Consider the following 23,705-nt stretch of genomic DNA (forward strand, 5'->3'; position numbering starts at 1 on the left):
CGGGGGCGGAAACGCTCAGGTCACGCCCACGGGGGCCGATACCTCCACCCGTGAGCCTCCTGTCGTCCGGATCCACCCCCCGCCCCGGGTCCTCGAGCGCCCGCGCACGTCGGCGTACCGGGGTCACCCCGGTCGCCTACGACTTCCGGCGCCCCATCCAGCTGTCCCGCGAGCACTCGCGGATCCTGCAGCTCGGGTTCGACGGCTTCGCGCGCCAGGCGACGACGGTGTTCACGTCGTCGCTGCGCACGGTCTGCCAGGTGAACCTGACCTCGATCGAGCAGCGCAGCTACGCCGAGTACGTCGACTCGCTCGACGCCTCGACGTACCTGACCCTCTTCGCCGCCGACCCGATGCCGGGCCTCGGCGTCCTGGAGATCCCGCTCGGCGCCACGATGGCCTGTGTCGACCACATGCTCGGCGGTCCCGGCAACGAGGAGCAGCCGCAGCGCCCGCTCACCGAGATCGAGAGCGGCGTGATCAGCGGCCTGATCGAGCGCCTGCTCGGCGAGATGCGCTACTCGCTGGCCGCGATCGTGCCCCTCGAGCCGACCATCAGCGGCGTCGAGTACAGCCCGCAGTTCGCCCAGGTCGCCGGCGCGGCCGACGTCATGGTCGTCTCCACCTTCGACCTCCGCGTCGACGAGCGCAGCTACCGGATGACCATCTGCCTGCCGTTCAGCGGCCTGCACCCGCACCTGGCCTCCGCCGCCGCCCCGGCGGCCGCCTCGGACCGCGAGCGCGCCAAGCGCGCCCAGGCCGCGCAGCAGCTCCACGACCGTTTCGAGACGGTCCCGCTGGAGGTGGCGGTCCGGTTCCGCCCGACCCGCCTCGGCCCGGACGCGCTCAGCGCGCTCGTCCCCGGTGACGTCGTCCGGCTCAGCCACCCCGCAGCAGCACCGCTCGACGTCGTCGTCGACGACACCACGTTTGCCCACGCGACTGCCGGAGCCCAGGGTCAGCGCCTCGCCGCGCTGATCATCGGCACCCGGAAGGAGAACTGATGACCCCCTCGTCCACCCCCACCGGTCCCGACCTCGCGCTGGCCGCGGCTGCTGCCGCCGCCGAGGTGCTGCCGTCGGTCGACCCGCTGATCGCCGCCGGCGCGCAGCCGGGCAACGAGCACGTCACCGCCGCGTTCAGCGGTGCGGTGGTCGCCGAGATCGACGGCCCGCGGCCGGGCCGGATCGCGATCCTGGTCGGCGAGGAGCTCACCTCGGCGCTGGCCTCCAGCCCGATCGACGGCCTCGACCTGGGTGCCGCGACGCAGCCCGCGCTGGACGCGGCCGCCGCCGTCCTGGGCGGCAGCGCCCGGGCCGCCCGCACCACCGACCTGAGCCTGGTCGTCTCCGACCTGGGCGAGCCGTTCACCGTGGTCCCGCTGATCGGCGCCGGCATCGCCGCCTCGGTCCTGGTCCAGGACCACCTGCTCGAGCCCGCCGCGGCGGAGCAGAGCCCCGAGGAGTCCTACGTGGAGTCCCCGCTGACCGCCGACGTCGCCGCCCCGGAGGCCCCCGCGGCCCCGGCCGCCGCCGCCCCGGCCGAGCAGGCCTCGCCGTTCGCCCAGGCCGCCGCGCCGGCCGGCAACGTCACCGCCTTCCCGCGCCGCGGCATCGAGATGCTGCACGGCGTCGACATGGAGGTGACCGTCGAGCTCGGCCGGACCCGGATGACGGTCCGCGACCTGCTCGCGCTGACCCCGGGCGCCGTCCTCGAGCTGGACCGCGCCGCGGGCAGCCCTGCCGACCTGCTGGTCAACGGCCGCCTGATCGCCCGCGGCGAGGTCGTCGTCGTGGACGAGGACTTCGGCCTGCGCCTCACCGAGATCATCGACGACAGCGCGGTCGGCTGACCCGATGCTCGAGCTCACCCTCCGGCTGATCGTCTCCCTGGCGGTCGTCGTCGGTCTCCTCCTGCTGATCGCACGCTTCGGCGCGCGACGGTTCAAGGGCGGGTCCGACGCGCTCGTCCAGGTGGTGCACCGTCAGCCGCTGAGCCGGACCACGGCGGTCGCCGTCGTGGCGGTCGGCTCGCGTGTCCTGGTGCTCGGCACCACCGAGTCGCACGTCAGCGTGCTCACCGAGCTCGACCCGCTCGAGCTCGACGCCGGCGAGCTCGAGCTGGACACCCTCGACCTGAACGCCCTGGACGCCGCCCCGGCCGTCACCGCGACCGTGGAGGCTCCGGCCGCTGCTGCGAACGCGAGCACGTACCGCTCGCCGGCCCGGGTCGCCCCACGGCCGCCCGTCGAGCAGCCGCTGGTGCAGACGATCACCGGCAGCACCGCCCGTCCCGCAGCCCGTCCCGCAGCCCGTCCGGCAGCCCGCCCCGCCGCCCGTCCCGCCGCCCGTCCCGAGGCGCCCGTCGAGGTCCCGGCCGCCCTGGCCCTCCTCGCCGAGGAGAACGCCCCGGTCGAGCCGGTCGAGGAGGCCACCCAGCCCGCCGCCGACTTCGCCGCCGCCCTCGCCCTGATCGAGGCCGAGGACGCCCAGGCGGTCGCCCAGGCGGTCAAGGCGGTCACCCCGCTGACCTCGCGCACCCGGACCCGCACCGCCGTCGTCCCGGGCAACGGCCCGCTGGCCGGCTCGGTGCTCTCGCCGCAGACCTGGAAGCAGGCCTTCGCGGCCGCTACGCGCGGGTCGAACAAGAAGGCCTCGTGAGCCGGGCCGCGCGCCTCGTCCTGGGCGCGGTCGCGACCGCGGTCGCGATGCTCTTCCTGCTGCCCAGCACCGCGCTGGCGGCCGGGAACCCGTCCGCCGCGACCCCGGAGGCCGGCAGCACCACCTCCGTGGTCCACGACGTGCGGATGCCCGACGTCCCGGACCCGCAGGGACCCCAGGGACCGAAGGGCCCGAAGGGCGGCCAGGCCGGCGACACCTCGGTGACCGTCGACCTGAACGGGCTCACCAAGAAGCCGAGCACCTCGGTCAGCGTGATCGTCGCGATGACGCTGCTCTCGCTGCTCCCGGCGATCCTGCTCACCTGCACCAGCTTCACCAAGATCCTGGTGGTGCTCGGCCTGACCCGCAACGCGCTCGGTCTCCAGCAGACGCCGCCGAACCAGGTCCTCGCCGGGCTCGCGCTCTTCCTCAGCCTGTTCATCATGGCGCCGGTGCTCAGCGACATGAACGACACCGGCGTCCAGCCCTACATGAACGGCGACAAGACCGCCACGCAGGCCTTCAAGGACGGTGTCGAGCCGCTCAAGGAGTTCATGCTCGCCCACACCGACGACAGCGAGCTCGAGCTGCTCACCAGCGTCGCCCACCGGGAGCTGCCCAAGGACCACGCCGACGTCAGCATGGCGACCCTGGTGCCGGCGTTCGTGATCAGCGAGCTCAAGCAGGCGTTCATCATCGGGTTCATCATCTTCATCCCGTTCCTGGTGATCGACATCGTCGTCTCCGGGGCGTTGATGGCGCTCGGCATGATGATGATGCCGCCGGTGATGGTGTCGCTGCCGTTCAAGCTGCTGCTCTTCGTCCTCGTCGACGGCTGGGCACTGGTGATCAAGTCCCTCGTCGCGAGCTACGGGACCTAGGTGACCTGACATGAACGCCTACATCACCGACACCGACGTCATCCAGATCGCCCTCCAGACGATGATGGTGGCGCTGAAGCTGTCCGCGCCGATCCTGGTCACCTCGCTGGTGATCGGCTTCACCGTCTCGCTGTTCCAGTCGATGACGCAGATCCAGGAGTTCACGCTCTCCTTCGTGCCCAAGGTGATCGGCGTCGGTGTCGCGCTGCTGATCTGCGGGAACTGGATGCTGCACACGATGGTCGACTTCACCAAGGACCTCTTCGACCTCATCCCGTCACTGCTGGGGTAGGCCGTCCATGACCATCTCTGTCGCCGGTGAGCCGCTGATCGCCTACCTGCTCGCGTCGGTCCGGATCATCGCGTGGCTCGCGGTCGTGCCGCCGTTCTCCTCGCGCGCGGTCCCGGCGATGGCGAAGGTGGTGCTCTCCCTCGGCCTGGCGTTCGCGGTGACGCCGACGATGAGCGGGGAGATCCCGACGGAGTTCTTCGCGCTGCTGGTCAACGTGCTCACCCAGGTGCTGATCGGCGCGGGCATGGGCTTCGTGACCTACCTGCTCTTCCAGGCGGTCGCGACCGCCGGCTCGCTGGTCGACATGTTCGGCGGCTTCGCGCTCGCCCAGGGCTTCGACCCGCTCGGCATGACCATGAACACCGTCTTCGGCAAGTTCCACCAGATGCTGGCGACAGTGCTGCTCTTCGCCACCGGCGGCCACCTCCTGGTCATCGGCGGCCTGCTGCGCACCTTCGAGTTCCTGCCGCTGGGGACCAGCCCGGACATCGCCCGGCCGACCGACCTGCTGGTCACCGCGATGAGCATGTTCTTCACCGTCGCCGTCCAGATCGCGCTGCCGATGATCGCGGTGCTGTTCATCGCCGACCTCGGTCTGGCGCTGCTCACCAAGGTCGCGCCGTCCCTGAACGCGATCAACGTGATGTTCCCGGCGAAGATCGGCCTCACCCTGCTGCTGATCGGGCTCTCGTTCCCGGTCCTGCCGGACGTGATGTCCCACCTCGTCGACCTCGCCAACGAGGCGATGGCCACCATCTCGGGGGCGCCGCGATGAACGGGGGTGAGCAGTGAGCGGAGGCGAGAAGACAGAGAAGCCGACAGCGAAGAAGCGCAAGGAGTCGCGCAAGGAAGGTCAGGTCCCGCGCACCCAGGAGCTCGGCGGCTGGGCCTCGATGCTGCTCGTCGGGCTGGCCCTGCCCACGCTGCTGGCCCACGAGCTCGGCGCGCTGCGCGAGCTGATGGCCGCCGCCCTCGCGATGGGCGACGACGCCAGCGTCCCGAAGGCGCTCACCCTGCTGGCCGGCGCCGGCAAGCACGTCTTCTTCGTCCTCATCGGCCTCGGCTCCGCGGTGATGCTCGTCGGCGTCGGCGCCGCGCTCGCCCAGGGCGGCTTCTTCGTCGCCACCAAGGCCGTCAAGCCCAAGTGGTCCAAGCTCAACCCGATCCAGGGCGTCAAGCGGATCTTCGGACCCCAGGCCCTCTGGGAGGGCGCGAAGATGCTGCTCAAGAGCACCTGCGTCGCCCTGGTCGTCTACATGGCCGTGAAGGCGACCATGCCGATGATCGGCGGCCTGGTCCCGATCCCGACCGTCATCGACACCGTCTCCGCCTCCGCGCTCACCCTGATCCGCAACATCGGCGTCGTCGGCATCGTCATGGCCGGCGCCGACTACGCGTTCCAGCGGCGCAAGGTCGGCAAGCAGACCCGGATGTCGAAGGAAGAGATCAAGCAGGAGTACAAGCAGACCGAGGGCGACCCGATGGTCAAGAGCGCGATCCGCTCCCGCCAGCTCGCCGCCGCCCGGAACCGGATGATGGCCGACATCCCGCAGGCCGACGTCGTCCTCGTCAACCCGACCCACGTCGCGGTCGCGCTCAAGTACGACGCCGAGCGCGGCGCCCCGCGCGTGGTCGCCCGCGGCGCGGGTGCCGTCGCCCTGAAGATCCGTGCCCTCGCCACCGCCGGCGAGGTCCCGCTGGTCCGCGACGTCCCGCTCGCCCGGGCGCTCTACTCCTCCACCAAGGTCGGCCAGGAGATCCCGGCCGAGCTGTTCGGCGCGGTCGCCCAGGTGCTCGCGTTCGTGATCAGCCGGCGCGGGCGCGGCCAGCGCGGCGGCGAGCACGGCAGCCCGCGGCGGGGCAGCACGCTTCCCGTCGTACCGACGGCCGCGAAGCGGCGGTCCGAGGACCGCAAGAAGATCCGGTCGAACCCGCGCAGAAAACCCTCATCTCCGGTCCTGACCGGCCGATAGGGAGCACGACGTCAGGACGACGTCGACCCCCTGTGCCACGGACGGCGCGCCCCTGGCGACCCCTCATCGGGTCGAACTCGAGAGCCGGAGCGACCGCCCATGAAGCGTCTGATGCAGCTCGGTGTGCCCGTCGGCATCGTGTTCATCGTGGTGATGCTGGTCGTTCCGCTGCCCGCGATCGTCCTCGACATGTTCATCGCCATGAACATCACCGGCGCGCTCCTCGTCCTGCTGACCGCGATGTTCATCGGCCGGCCGCTGGACTTCAGCTCCTTCCCCGCGATCATCCTCGTGATGACCCTGTTCCGGCTCGCGCTCAACGTCAGCGCGACCCGCCTCGTCCTGCTTGACGGGTACGCCGGCAAGGTCATCGACACCTTCGGCCACTTCGTCGTCGGCGGCTCGCTCCTCGTCGGCCTGATCGTCTTCGCGATCCTCCTGGTCATCCAGTTCGTCGTCATCACCAACGGTGCCGGCCGGGTCGCCGAGGTCGGCGCCCGGTTCACCCTCGACGCGATGCCCGGCAAGCAGATGGCGATCGACGCCGACCTCAACTCCGGCCTCATCGACGAGGACGAGGCCCGCCGGCGCCGTACCGAGGTGCACGCCGAGGCGGACTTCTACGGCTCGATGGACGGTGCCTCGAAGTTCGTCAAGGGCGACGCGATCGCCGCGGTCGTGATCACCCTGGTGAACCTGATCGGTGGCTTCATCGTCGGCATGACCCAGAAGGGCCTGTCGTTCTCCGAGGCCATCGAGACCTACAGCCTGCTCTCCATCGGCGACGGCCTGGTCTCCCAGATCCCGGCACTGCTGCTCTCGGTGGCCACCGGTCTGATCGTCACCCGGGCGACCGGCAACCAGGACATGGGTTCCGACATCCTGGCCCAGCTCACCACCCGGCAGCTGCCGCTGCGGGTCGCCGGCTTCGCCGCGCTCACGCTCTGCCTCATCCCGGGCATGCCGAAGATCCCGTTCATCTTCGCCGGCGGCATCATGCTCGTCGTCTCGACCCGGATCCAGGAGAACCGGCCCGAGGAGGCCACCGCGGGCGGCGAGTCCGCCGCGCTCGCGCTCCCCTCGCCGGACTCCCCCGAGGTCCTGGCCGGCGAGATCCAGGTCGACCCGCTCGGCCTCGAGCTCTCCGCCGACATCATCGACCTCGTCGACCCGAGCGCCGGCGGTGACCTGCTGGAGCGGGTCAAGGCGCTGCGCCGGAAGGTCGCCGGCGACATCGGCATCGTCGTGCCGCCGGTGCGGACCCGCGACAACCTCGACCTGCCGATGCACACCTACGCCATCAAGCTCTTCGGCATCGAGGTCGCCCGCGGCGAGTCGCCCAAGGGCTGCGTCCTCGCGATCGGCGACTTCCTGGGCTCGCTGCCCGGGCAGCCGACCCGCGAGCCGGTCTTCGGACTTGAGGCGAAGTGGATCCCGATGGAGCTGCGCAACCAGGCCGAGATCAGCGGCGCGACCGTCGTCGACCGGGCCTCGGTGATCACCACCCACCTCGCCGAGGTCGTCACCTCGCACGCCTCCCGGCTGCTCGGCCGCGAGGACGTCAAGATGCTCACCGAGGTCATCAAGCGCACCCACCCCGTCGTCGTCGAGGAGCTCACCCCGGCGCAGCTCACCCTCGGCGAGGTCCAGCGGGTGCTCCAGTCGCTGCTCGACGAAGCCGTCTCCGTGCGCGACCTCGTCCGGATCTTCGAAGCGCTGTCACTGCGGGCGCAGGCGACCAAGGACCTCGACTCCCTGGTCGAGTCGGCCCGCCAGGCGCTCGGCCCGGCGATCGTGGCGCCGTACACCTCCGACAGCACCGTCAACGTCATCAGCATGGAGCCGCAGCTCGAGCAGCAGATGCTGGAGAGCCTGCGACCGACCGAGATGGGGACGGTCATCGCGATCGACCCCGAGGTCGGGCAGTCCGTGCTGATGCAGCTCGCGAACCTGATGACCGAGGCCGAGAACACCGGCGTCCGCCCGGTCCTGGTCTGCTCGCCCCAGCTCCGCTCCGCCGTACGACGCCTCGTCCGGCCCTCGCTCCACCAGCTTCCGGTTCTGTCCTACTCCGAGCTCGTCGGTGCTGACCAGGTCCGCTCGGTCGGCATCGTCACCTCGGGTCACATGATGGCGGTGACTGCATGAGCCCTCTGTCCGGCGGTGTCCTCACGGCGGCGACCCTGGTCGCCTCCCCCGCGCTCTGGTCCAGCCTCGTCGACGGCACCATGCCGCTGGACGTGGCCCTCACCCGCTACCTGATCGCGGTCGGCGTCTGCTGGCTGCTGCTCAGCATCGTCGTCGAGTTCGCCTTCCCCTCCGCCAAGACCCTCGCCGCCGCGCAGCTGGAGAACGAGGCCGCCGAGGAAGCCGAGACCGTAGGCCCCGACCAGGCCGCGTAGCCGCTTCTCGAGCCGCCGCTCCCTGGTCGTCGGGCCTGTCGAGACGGCGTGAGCCAGGCATGGCCCGTCCTCGCAGCCGCCCCCGAATTTCCCTGTGGACAAGGCGAATTCCGATACCAAGACTGTCGGTCCAGGTCCGTAGATTCATCTCATGACCACCGGCACCCTCGACGCAGCAGCGGCGCTGACCGCCGCACGCCGCTTTCGTGCCGAAGCTGATGCTGCCGAGGTCGGCCTGCTCGTGCAGGCAGTCGCCTGGGCAGCACAACACACAGTCTCCGACCCGGACTTCGCGGCGACCTGGGGCGACTCCCCGATCCCGCTGGCGGGCGAGGGCGCACCGCTGGTCTCGAACTTCTGTGTCACCGAGTTCAGCGCCGCGCTCGGGATGTCGGACCGCTCCGGTCGGGCGCTGATCGCCGAAGCCGTGGAGATCGCCCACCGGCTGCCCCGGGTCTGGCACCGCATCACCACCGGCACCCTGAAGGTGTGGCGAGCGCGACTGATCGCCTCCAAGACCCTGCACCTGTCGATGGACGCGGCAGCGTACGTCGATGCGCAGGTCGCGCGGTTCGCCCACCGGATCGGGGCGGCGGAGACAGACCGGCTGGTCGACGCAGCGATCGCGACGTTCATGCCCCAGACCGCCCGCGAGATCGCCGAACGTCGCGCCGACCAGCGCCACGTGACCGTGGACCACCACCAGGTCTCCTTCGAAGGCACCTCCCTGATCCACGGCGAGCTCGACCTGGTCGATGCCCTCGACCTCGACGCCCGCCTCTCCGCCGACGCGGCTCAGCTCAAGGAATGGGGCTCCGAAGCCTCCCTCGATGCCCGCCGGGCCGAAGCCCTGGGGAACCTGGCCCGCGGCGAACTGCCGCTGCCCTCCTCCTCGCTGGTTGAGGAGGCCGCGCAGCGGCCGTCTCGAAACCCCGCAAGCCAAGAAGCAACCGCACCACCAGCCCCCCGCCGCCCCATCACCCTCTACCTCCACCTCGACCCCCGCGACCCCTTCGGCCGCCTGGAGAACCGCGGCCCCCACCTGATCTCCCAGGAACAGATCCAGGACTGGCTCAACGCACCCGGCGCCCACATCACCCTCCGCCCCGTGATCGACCTCAACGAAGAACTCGCGACCACGGCCTACCAGCCCTCCGACCGGCTCCGCGAACAAGTCATCCTCCGAGACCGCACCTGCGTGTTCCCCTACTGCACCCGCAACGCGAGAGCCTGCGACCTCGACCACATCGAGCCCTACGACCCCGACGGCGGCACCGACCAGACCCGGACCTCGAACCTCGCCGCCCTCTGCCGCCACCACCACCGCCTCAAAACCCACGCCGGCTGGCACTACGAAATCCAGAGACCCGGCTCCTACCGCTGGCGATCACCAGCCGGCTACACCTACCTCCGCGACCAGACCGGCACCCGACAACTCACCCCGAGACCCGTCGACCCACCCCACTGACGCCCGATCCTGTTGTAGCCCGGTCACGGGCGGTACAACCTCGGACCCCACGTCCGCCCCGGCGTGCCGTCATACCCCCGTGCGTACGCGTCGTCCTCCCAGACCGCGTCGGCATCGCGGCCGCTCGGTCGAGCTTCCAGCCGCATGGCACTGCCGATGACCGCGGCGCGGATCCAGGCCGGGTTCTTCAGGCAGTCCCGGGGAACGGTGACGGTGACCGTGCTGCGCTCGTAGTCGAACCGAGCCGTCGCCTCGGGGCACCGCGACTCACCGGACACGTAGAGGTCCACGCTCTGCTGACCGCGGTCGTCCAGCGCGGTGAGCTGCCAGGGATGAGTGCGGTGTGCGTCGGTCTTGAGGTAGGCCGAGACGTCGATGAGCTGACCCGTGCGCAACTGTCGGAATCGGACCTCGATCCTCAGAGCAGTGGCGCGGTGCTCCACGGCGGTCCGCAGGATGTCAGCGGTGGTGTCGTTAGGTGCCGGCGCCCACGCGTTCCGGTCCGGCAACCGGCTCGAGACGATGACGTCGCCGGACGGATCCGGGACCGAGCTGTGGGACAGGCGGTCCGTACTGGAGCAACCGGCAGCGACCATCACCACGACAAGAACGACAGCCGAGACGCCCAGGACCCTCACACCAGCTGGCACGCCTTCACCTCTCCGACGTTGTGGTCGCTCGCGCTGACACTTGCGGCGGGCCACCTCGTGAACCGCCGTGCGGGGCCGTCGGTCGCGAGGATCGCCCCGGAGCCGTCCAGCACTGCCGACTCGATCTCCCAGACGCCGAGCTGGGTCTCGGGGGCACCGGCGACCTTGAACTGCAGGGCGACGAAGTAGACGCCGTCGACATCGGGTGACTTGAGAGCCACGGCTCGGCCCGGGACCAGGTGGATCCCCTTCCTCTGGCCCGCCACAATCCGCTGGACCGTGCTGGCGGCGACCGGGAGGCAGTGCACGCCGTCCCGGGGGTCCGGTGCCGTGCTCGACTCCGCCGGCAGCGACTTCGCCTCCGGTCCGTCGCCGTCGGACGAGCAGCCCGAGGCGACGAGGACGAGCGCGGCGACAACGACGAAGATCTTCACGGCCGAACTCTGGCAGGTCAGTACCCGCCGCTCCACCCCTTCGGGACTGCCATACTCGGCCGACCGATCAGGAAGGCACCGATGACCGAGCCGCAGTCCCCGCCCCCGGGCTACCCGTACCCGGCGTACCCGCCGGCCCCGCAGAGCACCCCGGGCTCGGCCACGGCCGCGCTGGTGCTCGGCATCCTCAGCATCGTGATGTGCGGGTTCGTCCTGGGCATCCCGGCGATCATCCTGGGCAGCAGAGCGAAGAGGGAGATCGACGCCTCGCAGGGCCGGCTGGGCGGGCGCTCCAGCGCGCAGGCGGGGTTCGTGCTGGGGATCATCAGCACGGTGTTCAGCGGCCTGGCCACGCTGATCGTGCTGGTGGTGTTCATCTTCGGCGGCGTGGTCCAGAGCGGCTTCGAGGCGACGTGCAGCTCGACCACCTCGGGCACCACCATCGCCGAGGCCTGCTGACGCGCGCTACTTCTTCTTGGGCTTCTTGTGCTTCGCGCCGCTGAGCGCGACCACGGCCTGCCCGGTCAGCTCCAGGTTCTCCCGGAGGCGGGCGTTCTCGAGGATCAGCGACTCGGCCACGACGAAGAGGGCCGCGCTCGCGTCCAGGAGCTGCTCGATCCGGGCCCGTACGACGGGGTCCTCGACGTCGCCGGCCTCCTCGACGCCCGCGTCGGCGGCGATCATCCGTTCGCGGGCGTCGGCGAGCACCTCGGCCGCGACCGCGAGCTCGTCGGCCTCCTCGTGCTGCTCCGCTTCCTGCGACGGGCTCATCCGCCGACCCCTGCCAGCGGGTCCGCGGAGCCGAGCCAGTGCAGCAGCAGCCGGACGCCGAAGCCGGTGGGCCCGGCCGTCCACTCGTCGCTGTCCTTGAGGGCGTCGCCGACGGAGGCGATGTCCAGGTGCACCCAGGGAAGGCCACCGGTGAAGTGCTGGAGGAAGAGCGCGGCGGTGATCGCGGGCGCCCGGCCCGGGGCGTTGTCGGAGTCGGCCACCTTCGAGGAGAGGAAGCTCTCGTACTCCTCGCTGAGCGGCATCCGCCACAGCCGTTCGCCGGACTCCCGGGAGGCTTGTTCCAGGTGGGCGGCCGCAGCGTCGTCGGTGGCGAAGTAGCCGCCGGTGTGCAGCCCGAGCGCGACCTTGATGGCGCCGGTCAGCGTGGCGATGTCGACGACCAGGTCGGGCTTGATCTCGTCGACGGCGTACCGGAGCGCGTCGGCGAGGACGAGCCTGCCCTCGGCGTCGGTGTTGGTCACCTCGGTGGTCCGGCCGCCCCAGTGCGTGATCACGTCGCCGGGGCGCAGCGCGTCGCCGCCGATGGAGTTCTCCGCGATCGGCAGCAGGCCGGTCACGCGGACCGGGCAGCCGACCTGGTGCAGCGCGCCGAGGGTGGCGGCGACGACCGCGGCGCCGGTCATGTCGCGCTTCATGTTGACCATCGACTCACCGGGCTTGATCGACAGACCGCCGGTGTCGAACGTGATCCCCTTGCCGACGAGCACGACGTGCGGTGCCCGCCGCTTCTTCGGGGTGTAGTCCAGGCGGACGAGGCGCGGCGGCGAGGCGGAGGCGCGCCCGACGGCGAGGATGCCGCCGAAGCCCTCCTTCTCGAGCTCCGGCTGCCCCCACACCTTCGTCTTGAGCTGGCCCGGTGCCGCGAGCACGAGCGCCTGCTCGGCCAGCCACTCGGGGGACTTGACGTTGGACGGCATGGTCGCGAGCCAGCGGGCCCGGAAGCTCGCCCCCGCGATCGCCTCCGCCCGGGCGAGGACAGCGGCGTCCGCAGCCGGGTCCGCGAGCGCCAGTACGACGCGGCGCACGAGCCGGGGGGCCTGCTCCTCGGTGCGCATGGTGAACCGGAACGACGCCAGCACCGCCCCCGCGACGAACGCGGTCAGCCCGGCCTGGTCGCCCACGGCCTGGACCGCGGACTCGACGGTCTCGTGCCCGGTCGCGGCCCGGGCGAGGGCGGCGCCCGCCTTCCGCAGGTCGTCGGGCCCGGCGCCGCCGACACCGACGGCGTACAGGGTGAGCCCGGGGAACGGGAGTGCCGTGACCGACCCGGCCGCGGCCTTCGCCCCGGCCTGGTCGAGCAGCGCCAGCAGGTCGGCGTCGAGGTCGTCGGCCAGGGAGGCGGCGCCGGGGCCGAGCTCCAGGGCGCCGTCGTCGTCGAGCAGGGCGAGAGCGACGGCTCCGGCCTCGCGACGCGGCGCGGCCGCACTCAGGGTGAAGTTCGGCGTCGGCACTGCTGAGGGCAACGGCACGTGGCGACAATACCGAAGGCCCCGACCCCCGCAGTGGGGGTCGGGGCCTTCAGTTTCCCGAGAGCAAGCTGGGGTCGGACTCAGCCGACGACGTTCTTGAGGGCTTCACCGAGTGCGCCGGCCTCTTCGGCGTTCAGCTCGACCACGAGACGGCCACCGCCTTCGAGCGGGACCCTCATCACGATGCCCCGGCCCTCCTTGGTGACCTCCAGCGGCCCGTCGCCGGTCCGCGGCTTCATTGCCGCCATGCGCACACCTCTTCCCTTAGCGTGAATCCGAGCGTCCACCGCAGATGTGACGCTGTTCTCACCATTATTCCCCATCAAGCCCGGGCGCCCACAATCCGCCGGCACCCCGGTACGGCACACTCGGACCCGTGCACGCCCGTTCTGCGCTGTTCGACCTGTACGGCGACCACCTGCTCAGCCGTGGTGGCAGCGCGCCCGTGGCGGCCCTGATCCGCATCCTCGAGCCGCTCGGGATCCGCGCGCCGGCGGTCCGGACCGCCATCTCCCGGATGGTCGCGCAGGGCTGGCTCTCCCCCGAGCCGCGGGCCGGCGAGACGCAGCCGCGGGAGGACGGCCAGCGCGGGGCGGCGTACCGGCTCACCGACCGGGCCCGGCTCCGCCTCGACGAGGCGGGCGCCCGCATCTACCGCACCAGGCCGGAGCCGTGGGACGGCCACTGGCACGTCCGCGTGCTGGCCCCGATCGCCGAGCGCAGCCGGCGCGAGCGGGTGCGCACCCAGCTCCGGTTCCTCGGCCTGGCCCCGATCAGCGACAGCACCTGGGTGAGCCCGTGGCCCTCCGCCGGCGCCGACGCCCTGGTCGCCGAGGAGTCGCTCGCGGTGGTCGCGCTGACCACGACCGATGCCGAGCCCGCGGGTCGGCTGCTCGCCGCGTTCGACGTCGACGCCCTCGGCGCCGCGTACGCCGCCTGGCTGGACGAGGCCGCCCGCCAGGTCGAGCCGGCGCTCGGCGACGCGGACGACCGGACCGCCTTCGTCGTACGCTCGGAGCTGCTGCACAGCTGGCGGATGTTCCTCTTCTCCGACCCCGGGCTCCCCGACGTGCTGCTCCCGGCGGACTGGCCGGGCCACCGCGCCGCCGCCTTCTTCGACGAGCACGCCGCCCGGCTGCTGCCGGCAGCCTCCCGCTTCATCGACCAGTGCCTCACCCCGACAGGAGCCGACAGATGACCGAGCCGATCAGCCTGACCACCACCGACGGCGTCGCCACGATCGCGCTCACGCGCCCCGAGGCGATGAACAGCCTCGACATCGCCACCAAGGAGGCCCTGCTGGCGGCGGTCACCCAGGTGGCCGGGGACAGCTCCGTGCGGTGCGTCGTGCTGACCGGCTCCGGGCGCGCCTTCTGCGTCGGCCAGGACCTCAAGGAGCACGTCGCGCTGCTGGAGAGCGGCAGCACCGACGAGCTGTTCACCACCGTCGAGCGGCACTACAACCCGATCGTCTCGACACTCGCGGACATGCCGAAGCCGGTGATCGCGGCCGTGAACGGCGTCGCGGCCGGCGCAGGGGCCAGCCTCGCGTTCGCCTGCGACCTGCGGATCCTGGGCGAGTCGGCCGGCTTCAACCTGGCCTTCCCGGGCGTCGCGCTCTCCTGCGACACCGGCGCCTCCTGGACCCTGCCCCGGCTGGTCGGCCGGGCCAAGGCCCTGGAGCTGCTGTACTTCCCGAGCACGCTGACCTCCGGGGAGTCGCTCGAGCTCGGCCTGGCGACCCGGGTCGTCCCGGACGCCGACCTCGCCGACGAGGTGGCCGGCCTGGCTGCGAAGCTCGCCGCCGGCCCGACGCTCTCCTACGCCTCGATCCGGCAGTCGGTGAACTTCTCCGCCACGCACGACTTCGGCGAGTCGCTGGCGTTCGAGGGCTCGAAGATGACGCTCACCGGCGCCAGCGGCGACCACCGGCGCGCGGTGGCGGCGTTCCTGGCGAAGGAGAAGGCGACTTTCGAAGGTCGCTGAGAAAGAGTTCAGCGCAGCGAAGGTCGCTGAGAAAGATTCAGCGGCGCGCGAAGACCGCGGCGAGCAGCCCCCGCGGTCCGGTCCGCTCGGCCTGCCGGGTCGACACCCCGGCGCCGTACTCGACGGTGAGCGCGACCCCCGGCATCGTCCGGTTGAACCACTGCGTCATCGTGCCGTGGCAGCCGCTGTTGCAGTTGAAGACCTTCCTCGGCAGCTGCAGGTCCGACGCGAGCCGCAGCGCGAGCTGCCGGGCCCCCGCCTTCCCGTACGACGTGTCGACGCCGTACAGGGGCTGGTGGAACGAGACCACGAACCGCGGGTTCACGTTGCGCAGGAACCGCATCAGCGACCGGGTCTCCGGTTCGCTGGCCGGCCGGCTGCCGGAGCTGTAACGGCCCTTCTGGCGGATCCAGCTCACCGGGTAGTTCCGGTTCAGGTCGACGCCCCGGGCGTTCTGCCGGGTGTTGCGCGCGTTGCCGTCTGCGTTCAGGTTCGGCACCACCCAGATGTCGGCGCCCTTGATCGCGGAACCGGCCATGAGGTTCCGCAGGATCTGCGCCGGTTGTGCCTCGTTGCCGTGCATCGTGGCCAGGAAGACGACCTTGTTCGGCGAGGACGCCTCGCCGAGCCGGTACGCGCGGATCGGCCGTCCCTTCAGGGTGTGCCCGATGATCCGGGAGCCGATGACCGCGCTGGTCGACGACCCGGCCGCCTGCGCCGGGGCGGGCGCGACGAGCAGGGTCGTCGCGAGGACGAGTCCGAGAGCCAGACCGATGGTTCTGCCCGAGAGGTGACGCATCACGTCAGTTTCCCCGAGACCAGCAGGTAGGTCCAGACGATCGACCCGACCAGGAGCCCGACGTGGCCGAGGACCGAGAGTCCTGGCCCGTCGCCCCAGGAGTCGGACGCCGGTCCGGAGGCGTGCCGCCCGTGCGCCGGAAGCCAGCGCACCAGGATCAGCAGGCCCGCCGCGGTCGTCACCCACCAGCAGAGCAGGCCCGCGTAGCCGATCCAGGTCCGGACGTCGGCCAGCAGGAAGGTGCCCCAGAGCACCAGCGCGAGCGTGCCGGCGACGGTGTGCAGGTTGACGAGCCCRCGCGGGACCGCGAACCGGCCGGCCGCGTCCTCGTCACCGGCGGCGAGCCGGACCCGGGTCAGGACGACCACGACGGCGGCCAGGGCGGTCAGGACGAACGCGATCCGGTCCGGAGTCATCGGCCCAGAGTGCCAGAATCCGTCCCGCCTTCGTCGGACCCCGGACGCGGGGCGTCGGGCCCGGGCAGGCCGTCGATCTGCGCCGCCAGCCGGTCGAGCAGGGCGTCGACCTCGCTGGCGCGGTAGCCGCGCACCGCGGTCGTGAACCGGACCGCCCGCAGGTCGGCGCCGTCGAGCGGCCGGTCGGCCGGCACGGTCACGTCCCGGCGGTCGTCGTACACGCGGGCCAGCGGCTTGCCCTCGCCCACGGCGACCACGACGACGGCGCCGATCACCAGCACGATCAGCACGCCGAAGAACCACATCATCGCGACGCCACCATGATCCGCACGGCCTCCTCGAGGTCGTCGGTGAGGACGAGCGCGTCCAGGTCGGCCTGGGCGATCTTGCCGCTCGCGAGCACCGTGTCGCGCAGCCAGTCGATCAGCCCGCTCCAGTACTCGACGCCGACGAGGACGACCGGGAAGGAGGTGATCTTCCTGGTCTGGGCGAGCGTGAGCGCCTCGAACAGCTCGTCGAAGGTGCCCAGGCCGCCGGGCAGGACGATGAAGCCCTGCGCGTACTTCACGAACATGGTCTTCCGGGCGAAGAAGTACCGGAAGTTGATGCCGAGGTTCACGTAGTCGTTGACGCCCTGCTCGAAGGGGAGCTCGATGCCGAGGCCGACGCTGGTGCCGCCCGCCTCGGAGGCGCCCTTGTTGGCCGCCTCCATCGCACCCGGGCCACCGCCGGTGATCACCGCGAACCCGGCCTCGACCAGCCGGCGGCCGACCTCGACGCCCTTCGCGTAGTAGGGGTCGTCGGCCGGGGTCCGGGCCGATCCGAAGACGGCGATCGCGGGACCCAGCTCGGCGAGCGCGCCGAAGCCCTCGACGAACTCGGACTGGATCCGGAGGACCCGCCACGGGTCGGTGTGCAGCCAGTCGCTCGCCCCGCGGGTGTCGAGCAGCCGCTGGTCGGTGGTGGAGGCGTCGATCTGCTGGTCGCGCTGGAACGTCGGTCCCTTGCGCCTGATCCGGCGCTGGCCGCTCACCGGGTCGACCCTTCCCCGGCCACGCCCTCGTCGGCACCGAGCCAGGACCGGAGGGCCGTCTCGCAGCGACGGATCTGTTCGAGCGGCACGTGTTCCTCCTGCTTGTGGGCGAAGACCGGGTCGCCCGGCCCGTAGTTCACCGCCGGGATGTCGAGCGTGCTGAACCGTGCGACGTCGGTCCAGCCGAACTTCGGGTGGATCTCGCCGCCGACGGCGTCGGCGAACGCCTTCGCGGCCGGCCGGTCCAGGCCCGGCAGCGCGCCGGGCGCGGAGTCGGTGACGACGACTTCGTAGCCGGCGAAGAAGTCCTGGACGAAGGCGAGCGCCTCGTCCTCGGAACGGTCCGGCGCGAACCGGTAGTTGACCGTCAGCACGCACTCGTCGGGGATCACGTTGGTGGCGACGCCGCCGCTGACGAGCACCGCGTTGAGGCCCTCGTGGTACTCCAGGCCGTCGATGACCGGCTTGCGCGCCTCGTACGCCGCCAGCCGGTTGAGCACGTCGGCGGCGCCGTGGATCGCGTTGACCCCGCGCCACGACCGGGCCGAGTGGGCGCGCTCGCCGCGGGTGGTGACCTCGACGCGGAGGGTGCCCTGGCAGCCGGCCTCGACGCCGGCGTTGGACGGTTCCATCAGGATCGCGAAGTCGGCCGCGAGGAGCTCGGGGCGCTGCTCGGCGATCAGCCGGAGCCCGTTGTGCACCGAGGCGATCTCCTCGCCCTCGTAGAAGAGGTAGGTGACGTCCCGGTTCGGCGCGGGCACCCCGGCGGCGAGCTTGAGGGCGACCGCGACGCCGCCCTTCATGTCGCAGGTGCCGAGGCCGTGCAGGTAGGTGCCGTCGTTGCGCGAGGGCAGGTTGTCGTTCAGCGGGACGGTGTCGACGTGGCCCGCGATCACGACCCGCTCGGGGTGCCCGAGGTCGGTGCGCGCGACCAGCGAGTTGCCGATCCGGGTCACGGCCAGGTGCGCGCACCCGGCCAACGCCGCCTCGATGGCGTCCGTGATCGCCTTCTCGTCGAGGCTCACCGACTCGATGTCGACGAGCGCGGCCGTGAGGTCGACGACGTCCGCCGTCAGGTCCAGAACCATGCCTGCATCCTGTCAGGTCCGACCGAAGCGAGGAGGTCGAGGAACGCGTTCTGCGCGTGTCACGAAACCCCGGGAAACACGCAGAACTCGTTCCCCTCCGGGTCCGCGAGCGTGGTCCAGCGCGGCAGCTCCCAGAGCACGGTCGCTCCGCGGGCCATGAAGTCATCGACGTCGCCGTAGACGTCCCAGTGCCACCGGTTCTTCACGGTCTTCGGCTCGGGCACCGGCGCGAAGACCATCGCCCAGAACGGGGCGACGGCAGTGCTCGGGAAGCCCGGCACCCCGGTGAACCACCACCACGGCCGGCCGTCGTTCTGCGCCTCGACCCCGAAGACCCCGGCCCACCAGCGGGCGCTCGCCTCGGGATCGACCGAGTCGACGACGAGCTCGAAGATCCGGTAGTCGGCCAGCCGTTCCGGCGGCTGCACCATCGCGCAGAACTCGCCCCCTTCGGGATCGGCCATCACGGTCCAGTGGATCTCCGCGTCGGGCTCCCGCACGACGGTCGCGCCGAGCGCCAGCAGCTCGCCGACGTCCGCGACGCTGACGTCGGGGTGCACGCGATGCTTCACGGTCTTCGGCTCGGGGACGGGGCTCACCGAGATCCCCTGCCCCTCCTCGGGACCGACCACGTCGACCCAGTCCGCGGTTGGGCCGGGATCGCTCAGCCCGAGCCCGGCGGCGGCCGCCCAGAACCGGCTGAGCGCGTTCGCATCACCTCCGTCGACCGAGTGGCTGTCGAGGCAGAGCTCCTTGAAGCGGGCTGTCGGTGCGCTCATGCCTGCACCCTGCCACGGGGCGCCGACAAGCTGCCCGGCCCGGACGACGAGGGCGGACGACTACGGCATCAGCTTGTAGACGTCGATCGTCGACTCCTCCGGGGGCGCCGCGAAACCGCCCTCGATCCCGGCCTGCATCGTCGGCATCAGGATCTCGTCGCGGAACTTCTCCCAGCTCTCCTGGGAATCGTGGACGGCCATGATGCTCCAGCCGTCCCCGGAGGGCCCGGCGGCGTGGAAGAGCTGCCCCTCGGGCAGCGTGTCCGGCGTCGGGTGGACCGCGGCGATCGACGCCTCGTACTGCTCGCGGGTACCTCCCGCGAAGTGGTGCACGACTCCGTAGGCCATGACGGCCTCCTTCGGTTGGTGTGCGGGTGACCAAGGTTGGTGCGCTGGTGCCCAATTCGGACGCTAGACCTGTTCTGGCGGACGGACCATGGCACGGCCGGGTCAGGTCCGCCGGGTAGCCTGACCGACATGTCGACGCCTCCTTCCCCCTCCCCCACGCACGCCTGGGGCTTCGGTCTCGCGACGATCGCCGCGGACGGTGCGACCCTCGACACCTGGTACCCGAGCCCGGCTCTCGGCCAGGCCCCCGAGGGGGTCGAGGCGCCCCAGTTCCTGACCGCCCTGGAGGGCAAGGACGAGGCGCGCCGGGTGCACACCGAGGTCGTGCTCCGCTCCATCGGGCTCGCCGCCGCTCCGGCCGACGCCAGCGACGCCTACCTCCGCCTGCACCTGCTCAGCCACCGCCTGGTGGCGCCGCACGGCCAGAGCCTGGACGGGCTCTTCGGGCTGCTCAGCAACGTCGTCTGGACCGACCGCGGTCCGTGCGCGGTGGCCGGCTTCGAAGAGGTCCGCGCCGTCCTCCGGGCCGAGGGCCCGGTCCAGGTCTTCGGCATCGACAAGTTCCCGCGGATGACCGACTACGTCGTCCCGACCGGTGTCCGCATCGCCGACGCCGACCGCGTCCGGCTGGGCGCACACCTGGCCGAGGGCACCACGGTCATGCACGAGGGCTTCGTGAACTTCAACGCCGGCACGCTCGGCGCCTCGATGGTCGAGGGCCGGATCTCGGCCGGCGTCGTGGTCGGCGACGGCTCCGACGTGGGTGGCGGCGCCTCGATCATGGGCACGCTGTCGGGCGGCGGCAACCAGGTCATCTCGATCGGCCGGCGCTGCCTGCTCGGCGCGAACGCGGGCATCGGCATCTCGCTCGGCGACGACTGCGTCGTCGAGGCCGGCTGCTACGTCACCGCGGGCACCAAGGTGACCGTGAAGGACGCCGACGGCGAGAAGGTCCTCAAGGCCGTCGACCTGTCCGGCGCCGACCACGTCCTGTTCCGCCGCAACTCGGTCAGCGGTGCCGTCGAGGCGGTCCCGTGGCAGTCCGAGGGCATCGCCCTCAACGCCGACCTGCACAACAACTAGCGCGTGGCTCGCCGTCAACGACGACGGTCGGGTTGCGCGTCGTTCGTCTTCCTGGCCGTCCTGGCCGCGGTGGCCGGTGTCGCCTTCGCCTTCTGGCGCGGCGCCGGCCCGCTACCCGACCCCGAGGACTGCACCGCGGAGGTGAGCGGACGGCAGGTCGTGCTCGCCCCCGAGCAGGGGCGCAACGCCGCCCTGATCGCGGCGATCGGCGTCCAGCGCGGTCTCCCCGCCCGGGCGGTGTCGATCGCGCTCGCCACGGCGTACCAGGAGAGCAAGATCCGCAACCTCGCGCACGGCGACCGCGACTCCATCGGCATCTTCCAGCAGYGGCCCTCGCAGGGCTGGGGCACGGTCGCGCAGATCCGCGACGAGAGCTACGCGATCAACAAGTTCTACGACGCGCTCGAGAAGATCGACGGCTACGAGACGATGCGGATCACCGAGGCGGCGCAGAAGGTGCAGCGCTCCGGCTTCCCGGAGGCCTACGAGGACCACGCCGCGGACGCCCGGGCGCTGGCCTCGGCGCTCACCGGCTACAGCGGTGACGGCGCGTTCAGCTGCGTCGTTCACGAGCAGGACGGCCACGGCACCGCCGCCGCGGTGCTCGCCTCGCTCGAGCGCGGGTACGGCGACCTCGGGGCGACCCGCACCACCCGGCAGAACCTCGAGATCCCGGTCGATCCCGGCACCGCGGGCAACCGCCTCGGCTGGTCGGTGGCGTCCTACCTGGTGGCGCACGCCGGGGACCTGCGGATCACCGAGGTCCGGTTCGACGGCAAGGCGTGGCGCACCGGCGGCGACTCCGAGGACGGCTGGGTCCCCGCGACGGCGTCCTCGGAGAAGGTGGCGGTAGAAGTCGGCTGAGCCGGCTCGGCTGATCAGCCGAGCCGGGCGACCGCCGCGGCGGCGCGCTCGTCGGTGACGGTGAACGCCACCCGGACGTGCTGGGCACCGGCGGCGCCGTAGAAGGCGCCCGGGGCGACCAGGATGCCCCGCTCGGCGAACCAGGAGACCGTGTCCCAGCACGGTTCCTCACGCGTCGCCCACAGGTAGAGCGAGCCCTCGGAGTGGTCGATCCGGAAACCGGCCGACTCGAGCGCGTCGCGCAGCATCGTGCGGCGTACGGCGTAACGGGCGGCCTGCTCGTCGACGTGCGCGTCGTCCCCCAGCGCGACGGCCATCGCGCGCTGCTGCGGGCCGGGCATCTGCAGGCCGAGGTTCTTGCGGACCGCGAGCAGCTCCCCGATCACGGCCGGGTCGCCGGCCACGAAGGCACAGCGGTAGCCGGCCAGGTTGGAGCGCTTGGAGAGAGAGTGCACAGCGAGGATGCCCTCGGTGGAGCCGCCGCAGACGTCCGGGTGCAGCACCGAGACCGGTACGACGCCCGGCTCCCAGGACAGCTCCAGGTAGCACTCGTCGGAGATCAGCAGGACGCCGCGCTCGCGGCACCACTCCACGACCTTGCGCAGGTGCTCGACGGGCAGGACCCGGCCGGTCGGGTTCGACGGCGAGTTGATCCAGAGGATCTTGGGGACCTCGGGACCGAGCGCGGTCAGCGAGTCGGTCGCCAGGGTGCGAGCACCCACCAGCGCCGCGCCCACCTCGTAGGTCGGGTAGGCGAGCTCGGGGTAGACGACCAGGTCGCCCGGTCCGACGCCGAGGTGCAGCGGCAGGGAGGCGATCAGCTCCTTCGAGCCGATCACGGGGAGCACGCCGTCGAGCCCCAGGAAACCGGGAGGCCCGGTCACGCCGAAGCGGCGGGACAGCCAGTCGACGCACGCCTGCCGGGTCTCGGCGAGCCCGATCGTGAGCGGGTAGCCGGGAGAGTCCGCGGCTGCGCGGAGGGCGTCCTGGACGACCTCCGGCGTCGGGTCCACCGGGGTGCCGACCGACAGGTCGACGATGCCGTCCGCGTGGGCGCGTGCCCGGTCGGCGTACGGGGTGAGGTGGTCCCAGGGGAAGTCGGGGAGCCGGGCCGAGACCGAACGGTCCCGGCCCTGCTCACCGGCAGTCGCGCTCAGTGGTCCTGGTTCTGCGGGGGCAGGCCGGCGATCATCGGCGCGTCGGCGTCGATCTGGCCCATCTTGGCGGCGCCGCCCGGCGAGCCCAGGTCGTTGAAGAAGTTCACGTTCGCGTCGTAGTACTCCTTCCACTCCGAGGGCGTGTCGTCCTCGTAGTAGATGGCCTCGACGGGGCAGACCGGCTCGCAGGCGCCGCAGTCGACGCACTCGTCCGGGTGGATGTACAGCATCCGCTTGCCTTCGTAGATGCAGTCGACGGGACACTCGTCGACGCAGGCGCGGTCCTTCACATCAACACAAGGCTGGGCGATGACGTAGGTCACCTGGATCCTCCTGGGGTCACGTCCGGTCTGGACGGGGGCAAGCCTAGTATCCCGACCGTGGCTCCTACAGGCAGACCCACGTTTCGACACGTGATCAAATCCACGACCGCCCGAGAAGCGGTCGCGCGATGACGCATTCACTGGGTCCGCACGTGCTCGGGCAGCGCGTCGTCGTACGCCGGATCGTGCCGGGTGAGACCGGCCCGACCGGGGGTCCCGCGTTCACCGACGTGCTCGGCACCTGCGAGTCCTGGTCCGACGGCGAGGTGCTGATCCGCACCGAGGAGGGCGACGAGGTCCGCATCCCGACCGGGCTGATCGTCTCCGGCAAGCCGGTGCCGCCGCGGCCCTCGCGGTTCCGCCGGCTCACCGACGCCGACGTCGACGCCCGCCTCGACGCGCTCCGCGGCGAGCCCGCTCCCCCGCCACCGGTGGACGTCCAGCTGATCGGGGTCGCCCGGCTGGCCCGCAGCCTCGGCGAAGGTGGTGGCGAGGTCCGCAGCTCCGACGCTGGGGACGGCACCCTGGTCGTCGAGGTGCTGCATGACGGCGAGCCGGTCGCCACCGCGACGCTGCGGCACGACGACGAGTGGGCGCTGCTGCGCACCCTCGACGTCGAGGACGACCACCGCCGGCGCGGCTCGCGCAGGCTGCTCCTCGCCGCCGTCACCGGCGCCCTCGCCGAGCGCGGCATCAGCGTCCTGGCCGGAGAGATCCCCGCCGACGACCCGGCTGCCCGCGGGCTCGCCTCGGCGATCGGCTTCGAGCGCCACCACACGACCACCGCCGCTGGTTGAGGAAGGCGCGC

Annotated in this window: 30 protein-coding genes; 16 read left to right on the plus strand and 14 right to left on the minus strand. The window is 71.6% G+C overall.

The features are described from left to right. The first annotated feature begins 50 nt into the window (after window positions 1-50). The 10 genes from AB4Y76_RS16230 (at window position 51) to AB4Y76_RS16275 (ending at window position 9,676) form a co-directional block, all read left to right on the plus strand. Window positions 51-1,004 (plus strand): flagellar motor switch protein FliM, encoded by a 954-nt coding sequence (locus tag AB4Y76_RS16230; protein ID WP_441927113.1) that lies wholly within the window; start codon window positions 51-53, stop codon window positions 1,002-1,004. Continuing rightward, window positions 1,004-1,852, plus strand: a complete 849-nt coding sequence (gene fliN, locus AB4Y76_RS16235) for a flagellar motor switch protein FliN (RefSeq protein WP_441927115.1) — start codon at window positions 1,004-1,006, stop codon at window positions 1,850-1,852. Before AB4Y76_RS16230 ends, fliN begins: the two co-directional genes overlap by 1 nt. A 4-nt stretch (window positions 1,853-1,856) precedes the next feature. Next, entirely contained in the window at window positions 1,857-2,660 is an 804-nt protein-coding gene (locus tag AB4Y76_RS16240) for a flagellar biosynthetic protein FliO (RefSeq protein ID WP_441927117.1), read from the plus strand. Continuing rightward, a complete protein-coding gene (gene fliP / locus AB4Y76_RS16245) occupies window positions 2,657-3,541 on the plus strand; it encodes a flagellar type III secretion system pore protein FliP (RefSeq protein WP_441927119.1) in 885 nt (294 codons plus the stop codon). Before AB4Y76_RS16240 ends, fliP begins: the two co-directional genes overlap by 4 nt. A 10-nt stretch (window positions 3,542-3,551) precedes the next feature. Then, entirely contained in the window at window positions 3,552-3,833 is a 282-nt protein-coding gene (gene fliQ, locus AB4Y76_RS16250; RefSeq protein WP_441927121.1) for a flagellar biosynthesis protein FliQ, read from the plus strand. A gap of 7 nt (window positions 3,834-3,840) precedes the next feature. Beyond that, window positions 3,841-4,608, plus strand: coding sequence for a flagellar biosynthetic protein FliR (locus AB4Y76_RS16255; protein ID WP_441927123.1), 768 nt, complete (start codon window positions 3,841-3,843; stop codon window positions 4,606-4,608). A 13-nt stretch (window positions 4,609-4,621) separates the two neighbouring features. Next, complete coding sequence (locus AB4Y76_RS16260; RefSeq protein WP_441927125.1) at window positions 4,622-5,806, plus strand: EscU/YscU/HrcU family type III secretion system export apparatus switch protein; 1,185 nt, start codon at window positions 4,622-4,624, stop codon at window positions 5,804-5,806. Window positions 5,807-5,905: 99 nt separating this feature from the next. Then, window positions 5,906-7,954 (plus strand): flagellar biosynthesis protein FlhA, encoded by a 2,049-nt coding sequence (gene flhA, locus AB4Y76_RS16265; RefSeq protein ID WP_441927127.1) that lies wholly within the window; start codon window positions 5,906-5,908, stop codon window positions 7,952-7,954. Beyond that, a complete protein-coding gene (locus AB4Y76_RS16270; protein WP_441927128.1) occupies window positions 7,951-8,208 on the plus strand; it encodes a hypothetical protein in 258 nt (85 codons plus the stop codon). The genes flhA and AB4Y76_RS16270 overlap by 4 nt, the downstream gene beginning before the upstream one ends. A 151-nt stretch (window positions 8,209-8,359) precedes the next feature. After that, entirely contained in the window at window positions 8,360-9,676 is a 1,317-nt protein-coding gene (locus AB4Y76_RS16275) for a DUF222 domain-containing protein (RefSeq protein WP_441927130.1), read from the plus strand. A 23-nt stretch (window positions 9,677-9,699) separates the two neighbouring features. On the opposite strand, the gene AB4Y76_RS16280 is transcribed toward AB4Y76_RS16275, so the two are convergent. Continuing rightward, window positions 9,700-10,119, minus strand: a complete 420-nt coding sequence (locus AB4Y76_RS16280; protein WP_441927132.1) for a hypothetical protein — start codon at window positions 10,117-10,119, stop codon at window positions 9,700-9,702. A gap of 191 nt (window positions 10,120-10,310) precedes the next feature. Further along, window positions 10,311-10,760: a hypothetical protein gene (locus tag AB4Y76_RS16285; protein ID WP_441927133.1), complete on the minus strand. Its 450-nt coding sequence runs from the start codon at window positions 10,758-10,760 to the stop codon at window positions 10,311-10,313. Window positions 10,761-10,841: 81 nt separating this feature from the next. Here AB4Y76_RS16285 and AB4Y76_RS16290 point away from each other — a divergent pair, with 81 nt between their 5' ends. Continuing rightward, the gene (locus AB4Y76_RS16290) at window positions 10,842-11,219 is read left to right on the plus strand and encodes a DUF4190 domain-containing protein (protein WP_441927135.1); all 378 of its coding nucleotides are present in this window, start codon (window positions 10,842-10,844) and stop codon (window positions 11,217-11,219) included. Window positions 11,220-11,225: 6 nt separating this feature from the next. Here AB4Y76_RS16290 and AB4Y76_RS16295 read toward each other — a convergent pair whose 3' ends face one another. The 3 genes from AB4Y76_RS16295 to AB4Y76_RS16305 form a co-directional block, all read right to left on the minus strand. Then, window positions 11,226-11,531: a hypothetical protein gene (locus tag AB4Y76_RS16295; protein WP_441927137.1), complete on the minus strand. Its 306-nt coding sequence runs from the start codon at window positions 11,529-11,531 to the stop codon at window positions 11,226-11,228. Next, window positions 11,528-13,021 carry a leucyl aminopeptidase family protein gene (locus AB4Y76_RS16300; protein ID WP_441927138.1) on the minus strand — a complete coding sequence of 498 codons (1,494 nt, stop codon included), beginning with the start codon at window positions 13,019-13,021 and terminating at the stop codon, window positions 11,528-11,530. Before AB4Y76_RS16300 ends, AB4Y76_RS16295 begins: the two co-directional genes overlap by 4 nt. Before the next feature lie 80 nt (window positions 13,022-13,101). Further along, window positions 13,102-13,269 (minus strand): DUF3117 domain-containing protein, encoded by a 168-nt coding sequence (locus AB4Y76_RS16305; protein ID WP_136594384.1) that lies wholly within the window; start codon window positions 13,267-13,269, stop codon window positions 13,102-13,104. Window positions 13,270-13,397: 128 nt separating this feature from the next. On the opposite strand from AB4Y76_RS16305, the gene AB4Y76_RS16310 reads away from it, so the two are divergent. Both AB4Y76_RS16310 and AB4Y76_RS16315 read left to right on the plus strand, forming a co-directional pair. Then, window positions 13,398-14,219 carry a PaaX family transcriptional regulator gene (locus tag AB4Y76_RS16310; protein ID WP_441927140.1) on the plus strand — a complete coding sequence of 274 codons (822 nt, stop codon included), beginning with the start codon at window positions 13,398-13,400 and terminating at the stop codon, window positions 14,217-14,219. Further along, complete coding sequence (locus AB4Y76_RS16315) at window positions 14,216-15,007, plus strand: enoyl-CoA hydratase-related protein (protein ID WP_441927142.1); 792 nt, start codon at window positions 14,216-14,218, stop codon at window positions 15,005-15,007. Before AB4Y76_RS16310 ends, AB4Y76_RS16315 begins: the two co-directional genes overlap by 4 nt. A 37-nt stretch (window positions 15,008-15,044) precedes the next feature. On the opposite strand, the gene AB4Y76_RS16320 is transcribed toward AB4Y76_RS16315, so the two are convergent. From AB4Y76_RS16320 to AB4Y76_RS16350, 7 genes are read right to left on the minus strand one after another with little or no spacing between them, the layout of a single operon-like run. Beyond that, window positions 15,045-15,806 carry a M14 family zinc carboxypeptidase gene (locus AB4Y76_RS16320; RefSeq protein WP_441927144.1) on the minus strand — a complete coding sequence of 254 codons (762 nt, stop codon included), beginning with the start codon at window positions 15,804-15,806 and terminating at the stop codon, window positions 15,045-15,047. Continuing rightward, window positions 15,806-16,222: a hypothetical protein gene (locus tag AB4Y76_RS16325; protein ID WP_441927145.1), complete on the minus strand. Its 417-nt coding sequence runs from the start codon at window positions 16,220-16,222 to the stop codon at window positions 15,806-15,808. The genes AB4Y76_RS16320 and AB4Y76_RS16325 overlap by 1 nt, the downstream gene beginning before the upstream one ends. Next, window positions 16,219-16,530, minus strand: a complete 312-nt coding sequence (locus AB4Y76_RS16330; protein ID WP_441927147.1) for a DivIVA domain-containing protein — start codon at window positions 16,528-16,530, stop codon at window positions 16,219-16,221. Before AB4Y76_RS16330 ends, AB4Y76_RS16325 begins: the two co-directional genes overlap by 4 nt. After that, window positions 16,527-17,237, minus strand: coding sequence for a TIGR00730 family Rossman fold protein (locus tag AB4Y76_RS16335; RefSeq protein ID WP_441927223.1), 711 nt, complete (start codon window positions 17,235-17,237; stop codon window positions 16,527-16,529). Before AB4Y76_RS16335 ends, AB4Y76_RS16330 begins: the two co-directional genes overlap by 4 nt. Before the next feature lie 14 nt (window positions 17,238-17,251). Then, complete coding sequence (gene dapE / locus AB4Y76_RS16340) at window positions 17,252-18,343, minus strand: succinyl-diaminopimelate desuccinylase (protein WP_441927148.1); 1,092 nt, start codon at window positions 18,341-18,343, stop codon at window positions 17,252-17,254. Window positions 18,344-18,402: 59 nt separating this feature from the next. Next, window positions 18,403-19,122 carry a VOC family protein gene (locus tag AB4Y76_RS16345; RefSeq protein WP_441927150.1) on the minus strand — a complete coding sequence of 240 codons (720 nt, stop codon included), beginning with the start codon at window positions 19,120-19,122 and terminating at the stop codon, window positions 18,403-18,405. A 60-nt stretch (window positions 19,123-19,182) separates the two neighbouring features. Next, a complete protein-coding gene (locus tag AB4Y76_RS16350; protein ID WP_441927152.1) occupies window positions 19,183-19,470 on the minus strand; it encodes a hypothetical protein in 288 nt (95 codons plus the stop codon). Window positions 19,471-19,599: 129 nt separating this feature from the next. Here AB4Y76_RS16350 and dapD point away from each other — a divergent pair, with 129 nt between their 5' ends. Both dapD and AB4Y76_RS16360 read left to right on the plus strand, forming a co-directional pair. Then, window positions 19,600-20,553, plus strand: coding sequence for a 2,3,4,5-tetrahydropyridine-2,6-dicarboxylate N-succinyltransferase (gene dapD, locus AB4Y76_RS16355; protein ID WP_441927154.1), 954 nt, complete (start codon window positions 19,600-19,602; stop codon window positions 20,551-20,553). Window positions 20,554-20,556: 3 nt separating this feature from the next. Next, a complete protein-coding gene (locus tag AB4Y76_RS16360; RefSeq protein ID WP_441927156.1) occupies window positions 20,557-21,417 on the plus strand; it encodes a hypothetical protein in 861 nt (286 codons plus the stop codon). A 14-nt stretch (window positions 21,418-21,431) separates the two neighbouring features. Here the strand turns inward: AB4Y76_RS16360 and dapC are convergent, their stop codons facing one another. Both dapC and fdxA read right to left on the minus strand, forming a co-directional pair. Continuing rightward, window positions 21,432-22,574, minus strand: coding sequence for a succinyldiaminopimelate transaminase (gene dapC / locus AB4Y76_RS16365; protein WP_441927225.1), 1,143 nt, complete (start codon window positions 22,572-22,574; stop codon window positions 21,432-21,434). Continuing rightward, window positions 22,571-22,897, minus strand: coding sequence for a ferredoxin (gene fdxA, locus AB4Y76_RS16370; RefSeq protein WP_441927158.1), 327 nt, complete (start codon window positions 22,895-22,897; stop codon window positions 22,571-22,573). Before fdxA ends, dapC begins: the two co-directional genes overlap by 4 nt. Window positions 22,898-23,025: 128 nt before the next feature. On the opposite strand from fdxA, the gene AB4Y76_RS16375 reads away from it, so the two are divergent. After that, on the plus strand, window positions 23,026-23,694 hold the full coding sequence (locus tag AB4Y76_RS16375) for a GNAT family N-acetyltransferase (RefSeq protein ID WP_441927160.1): 669 nt from the start codon (window positions 23,026-23,028) through the stop codon (window positions 23,692-23,694). Window positions 23,695-23,705 lie beyond the last annotated feature (11 nt).

It is taken from the genome of Marmoricola sp. RAF53, assembly GCF_052114005.1.
GTDB lineage: Bacteria > Actinomycetota > Actinomycetes > Propionibacteriales > Nocardioidaceae > Marmoricola.

Bases quoted from the DNA above. Each gene is read 5' to 3' on its own strand.
- fliN (WP_441927115.1), top strand. From the start codon at position 1,004: ATGACCCCCTCGTCCACCCCCACCGGTCCCGACCTCGCGCTGGCCGCG.
- AB4Y76_RS16240 (WP_441927117.1), top strand. From the start codon at position 1,857: ATGCTCGAGCTCACCCTCCGGCTGATCGTCTCCCTGGCGGTCGTCGTC.
- fliQ (WP_441927121.1), top strand. From the start codon at position 3,552: ATGAACGCCTACATCACCGACACCGACGTCATCCAGATCGCCCTCCAG.
- AB4Y76_RS16255 (WP_441927123.1), top strand. From the start codon at position 3,841: ATGACCATCTCTGTCGCCGGTGAGCCGCTGATCGCCTACCTGCTCGCG.
- flhA (WP_441927127.1), top strand. From the start codon at position 5,906: ATGAAGCGTCTGATGCAGCTCGGTGTGCCCGTCGGCATCGTGTTCATC.
- AB4Y76_RS16270 (WP_441927128.1), top strand. From the start codon at position 7,951: ATGAGCCCTCTGTCCGGCGGTGTCCTCACGGCGGCGACCCTGGTCGCC.
- AB4Y76_RS16275 (WP_441927130.1), top strand. From the start codon at position 8,360: ATGACCACCGGCACCCTCGACGCAGCAGCGGCGCTGACCGCCGCACGC.
- AB4Y76_RS16290 (WP_441927135.1), top strand. From the start codon at position 10,842: ATGACCGAGCCGCAGTCCCCGCCCCCGGGCTACCCGTACCCGGCGTAC.
- AB4Y76_RS16295 (WP_441927137.1), bottom strand. From the start codon at position 11,531: ATGAGCCCGTCGCAGGAAGCGGAGCAGCACGAGGAGGCCGACGAGCTC.
- AB4Y76_RS16305 (WP_136594384.1), bottom strand. From the start codon at position 13,269: ATGGCGGCAATGAAGCCGCGGACCGGCGACGGGCCGCTGGAGGTCACC.
- AB4Y76_RS16315 (WP_441927142.1), top strand. From the start codon at position 14,216: ATGACCGAGCCGATCAGCCTGACCACCACCGACGGCGTCGCCACGATC.
- AB4Y76_RS16320 (WP_441927144.1), bottom strand. From the start codon at position 15,806: ATGCGTCACCTCTCGGGCAGAACCATCGGTCTGGCTCTCGGACTCGTC.
- AB4Y76_RS16330 (WP_441927147.1), bottom strand. From the start codon at position 16,530: ATGATGTGGTTCTTCGGCGTGCTGATCGTGCTGGTGATCGGCGCCGTC.
- dapE (WP_441927148.1), bottom strand. From the start codon at position 18,343: ATGGTTCTGGACCTGACGGCGGACGTCGTCGACCTCACGGCCGCGCTC.
- AB4Y76_RS16345 (WP_441927150.1), bottom strand. From the start codon at position 19,122: ATGAGCGCACCGACAGCCCGCTTCAAGGAGCTCTGCCTCGACAGCCAC.
- AB4Y76_RS16350 (WP_441927152.1), bottom strand. From the start codon at position 19,470: ATGGCCTACGGAGTCGTGCACCACTTCGCGGGAGGTACCCGCGAGCAG.
- dapD (WP_441927154.1), top strand. From the start codon at position 19,600: ATGTCGACGCCTCCTTCCCCCTCCCCCACGCACGCCTGGGGCTTCGGT.
- AB4Y76_RS16375 (WP_441927160.1), top strand. From the start codon at position 23,026: ATGACGCATTCACTGGGTCCGCACGTGCTCGGGCAGCGCGTCGTCGTA.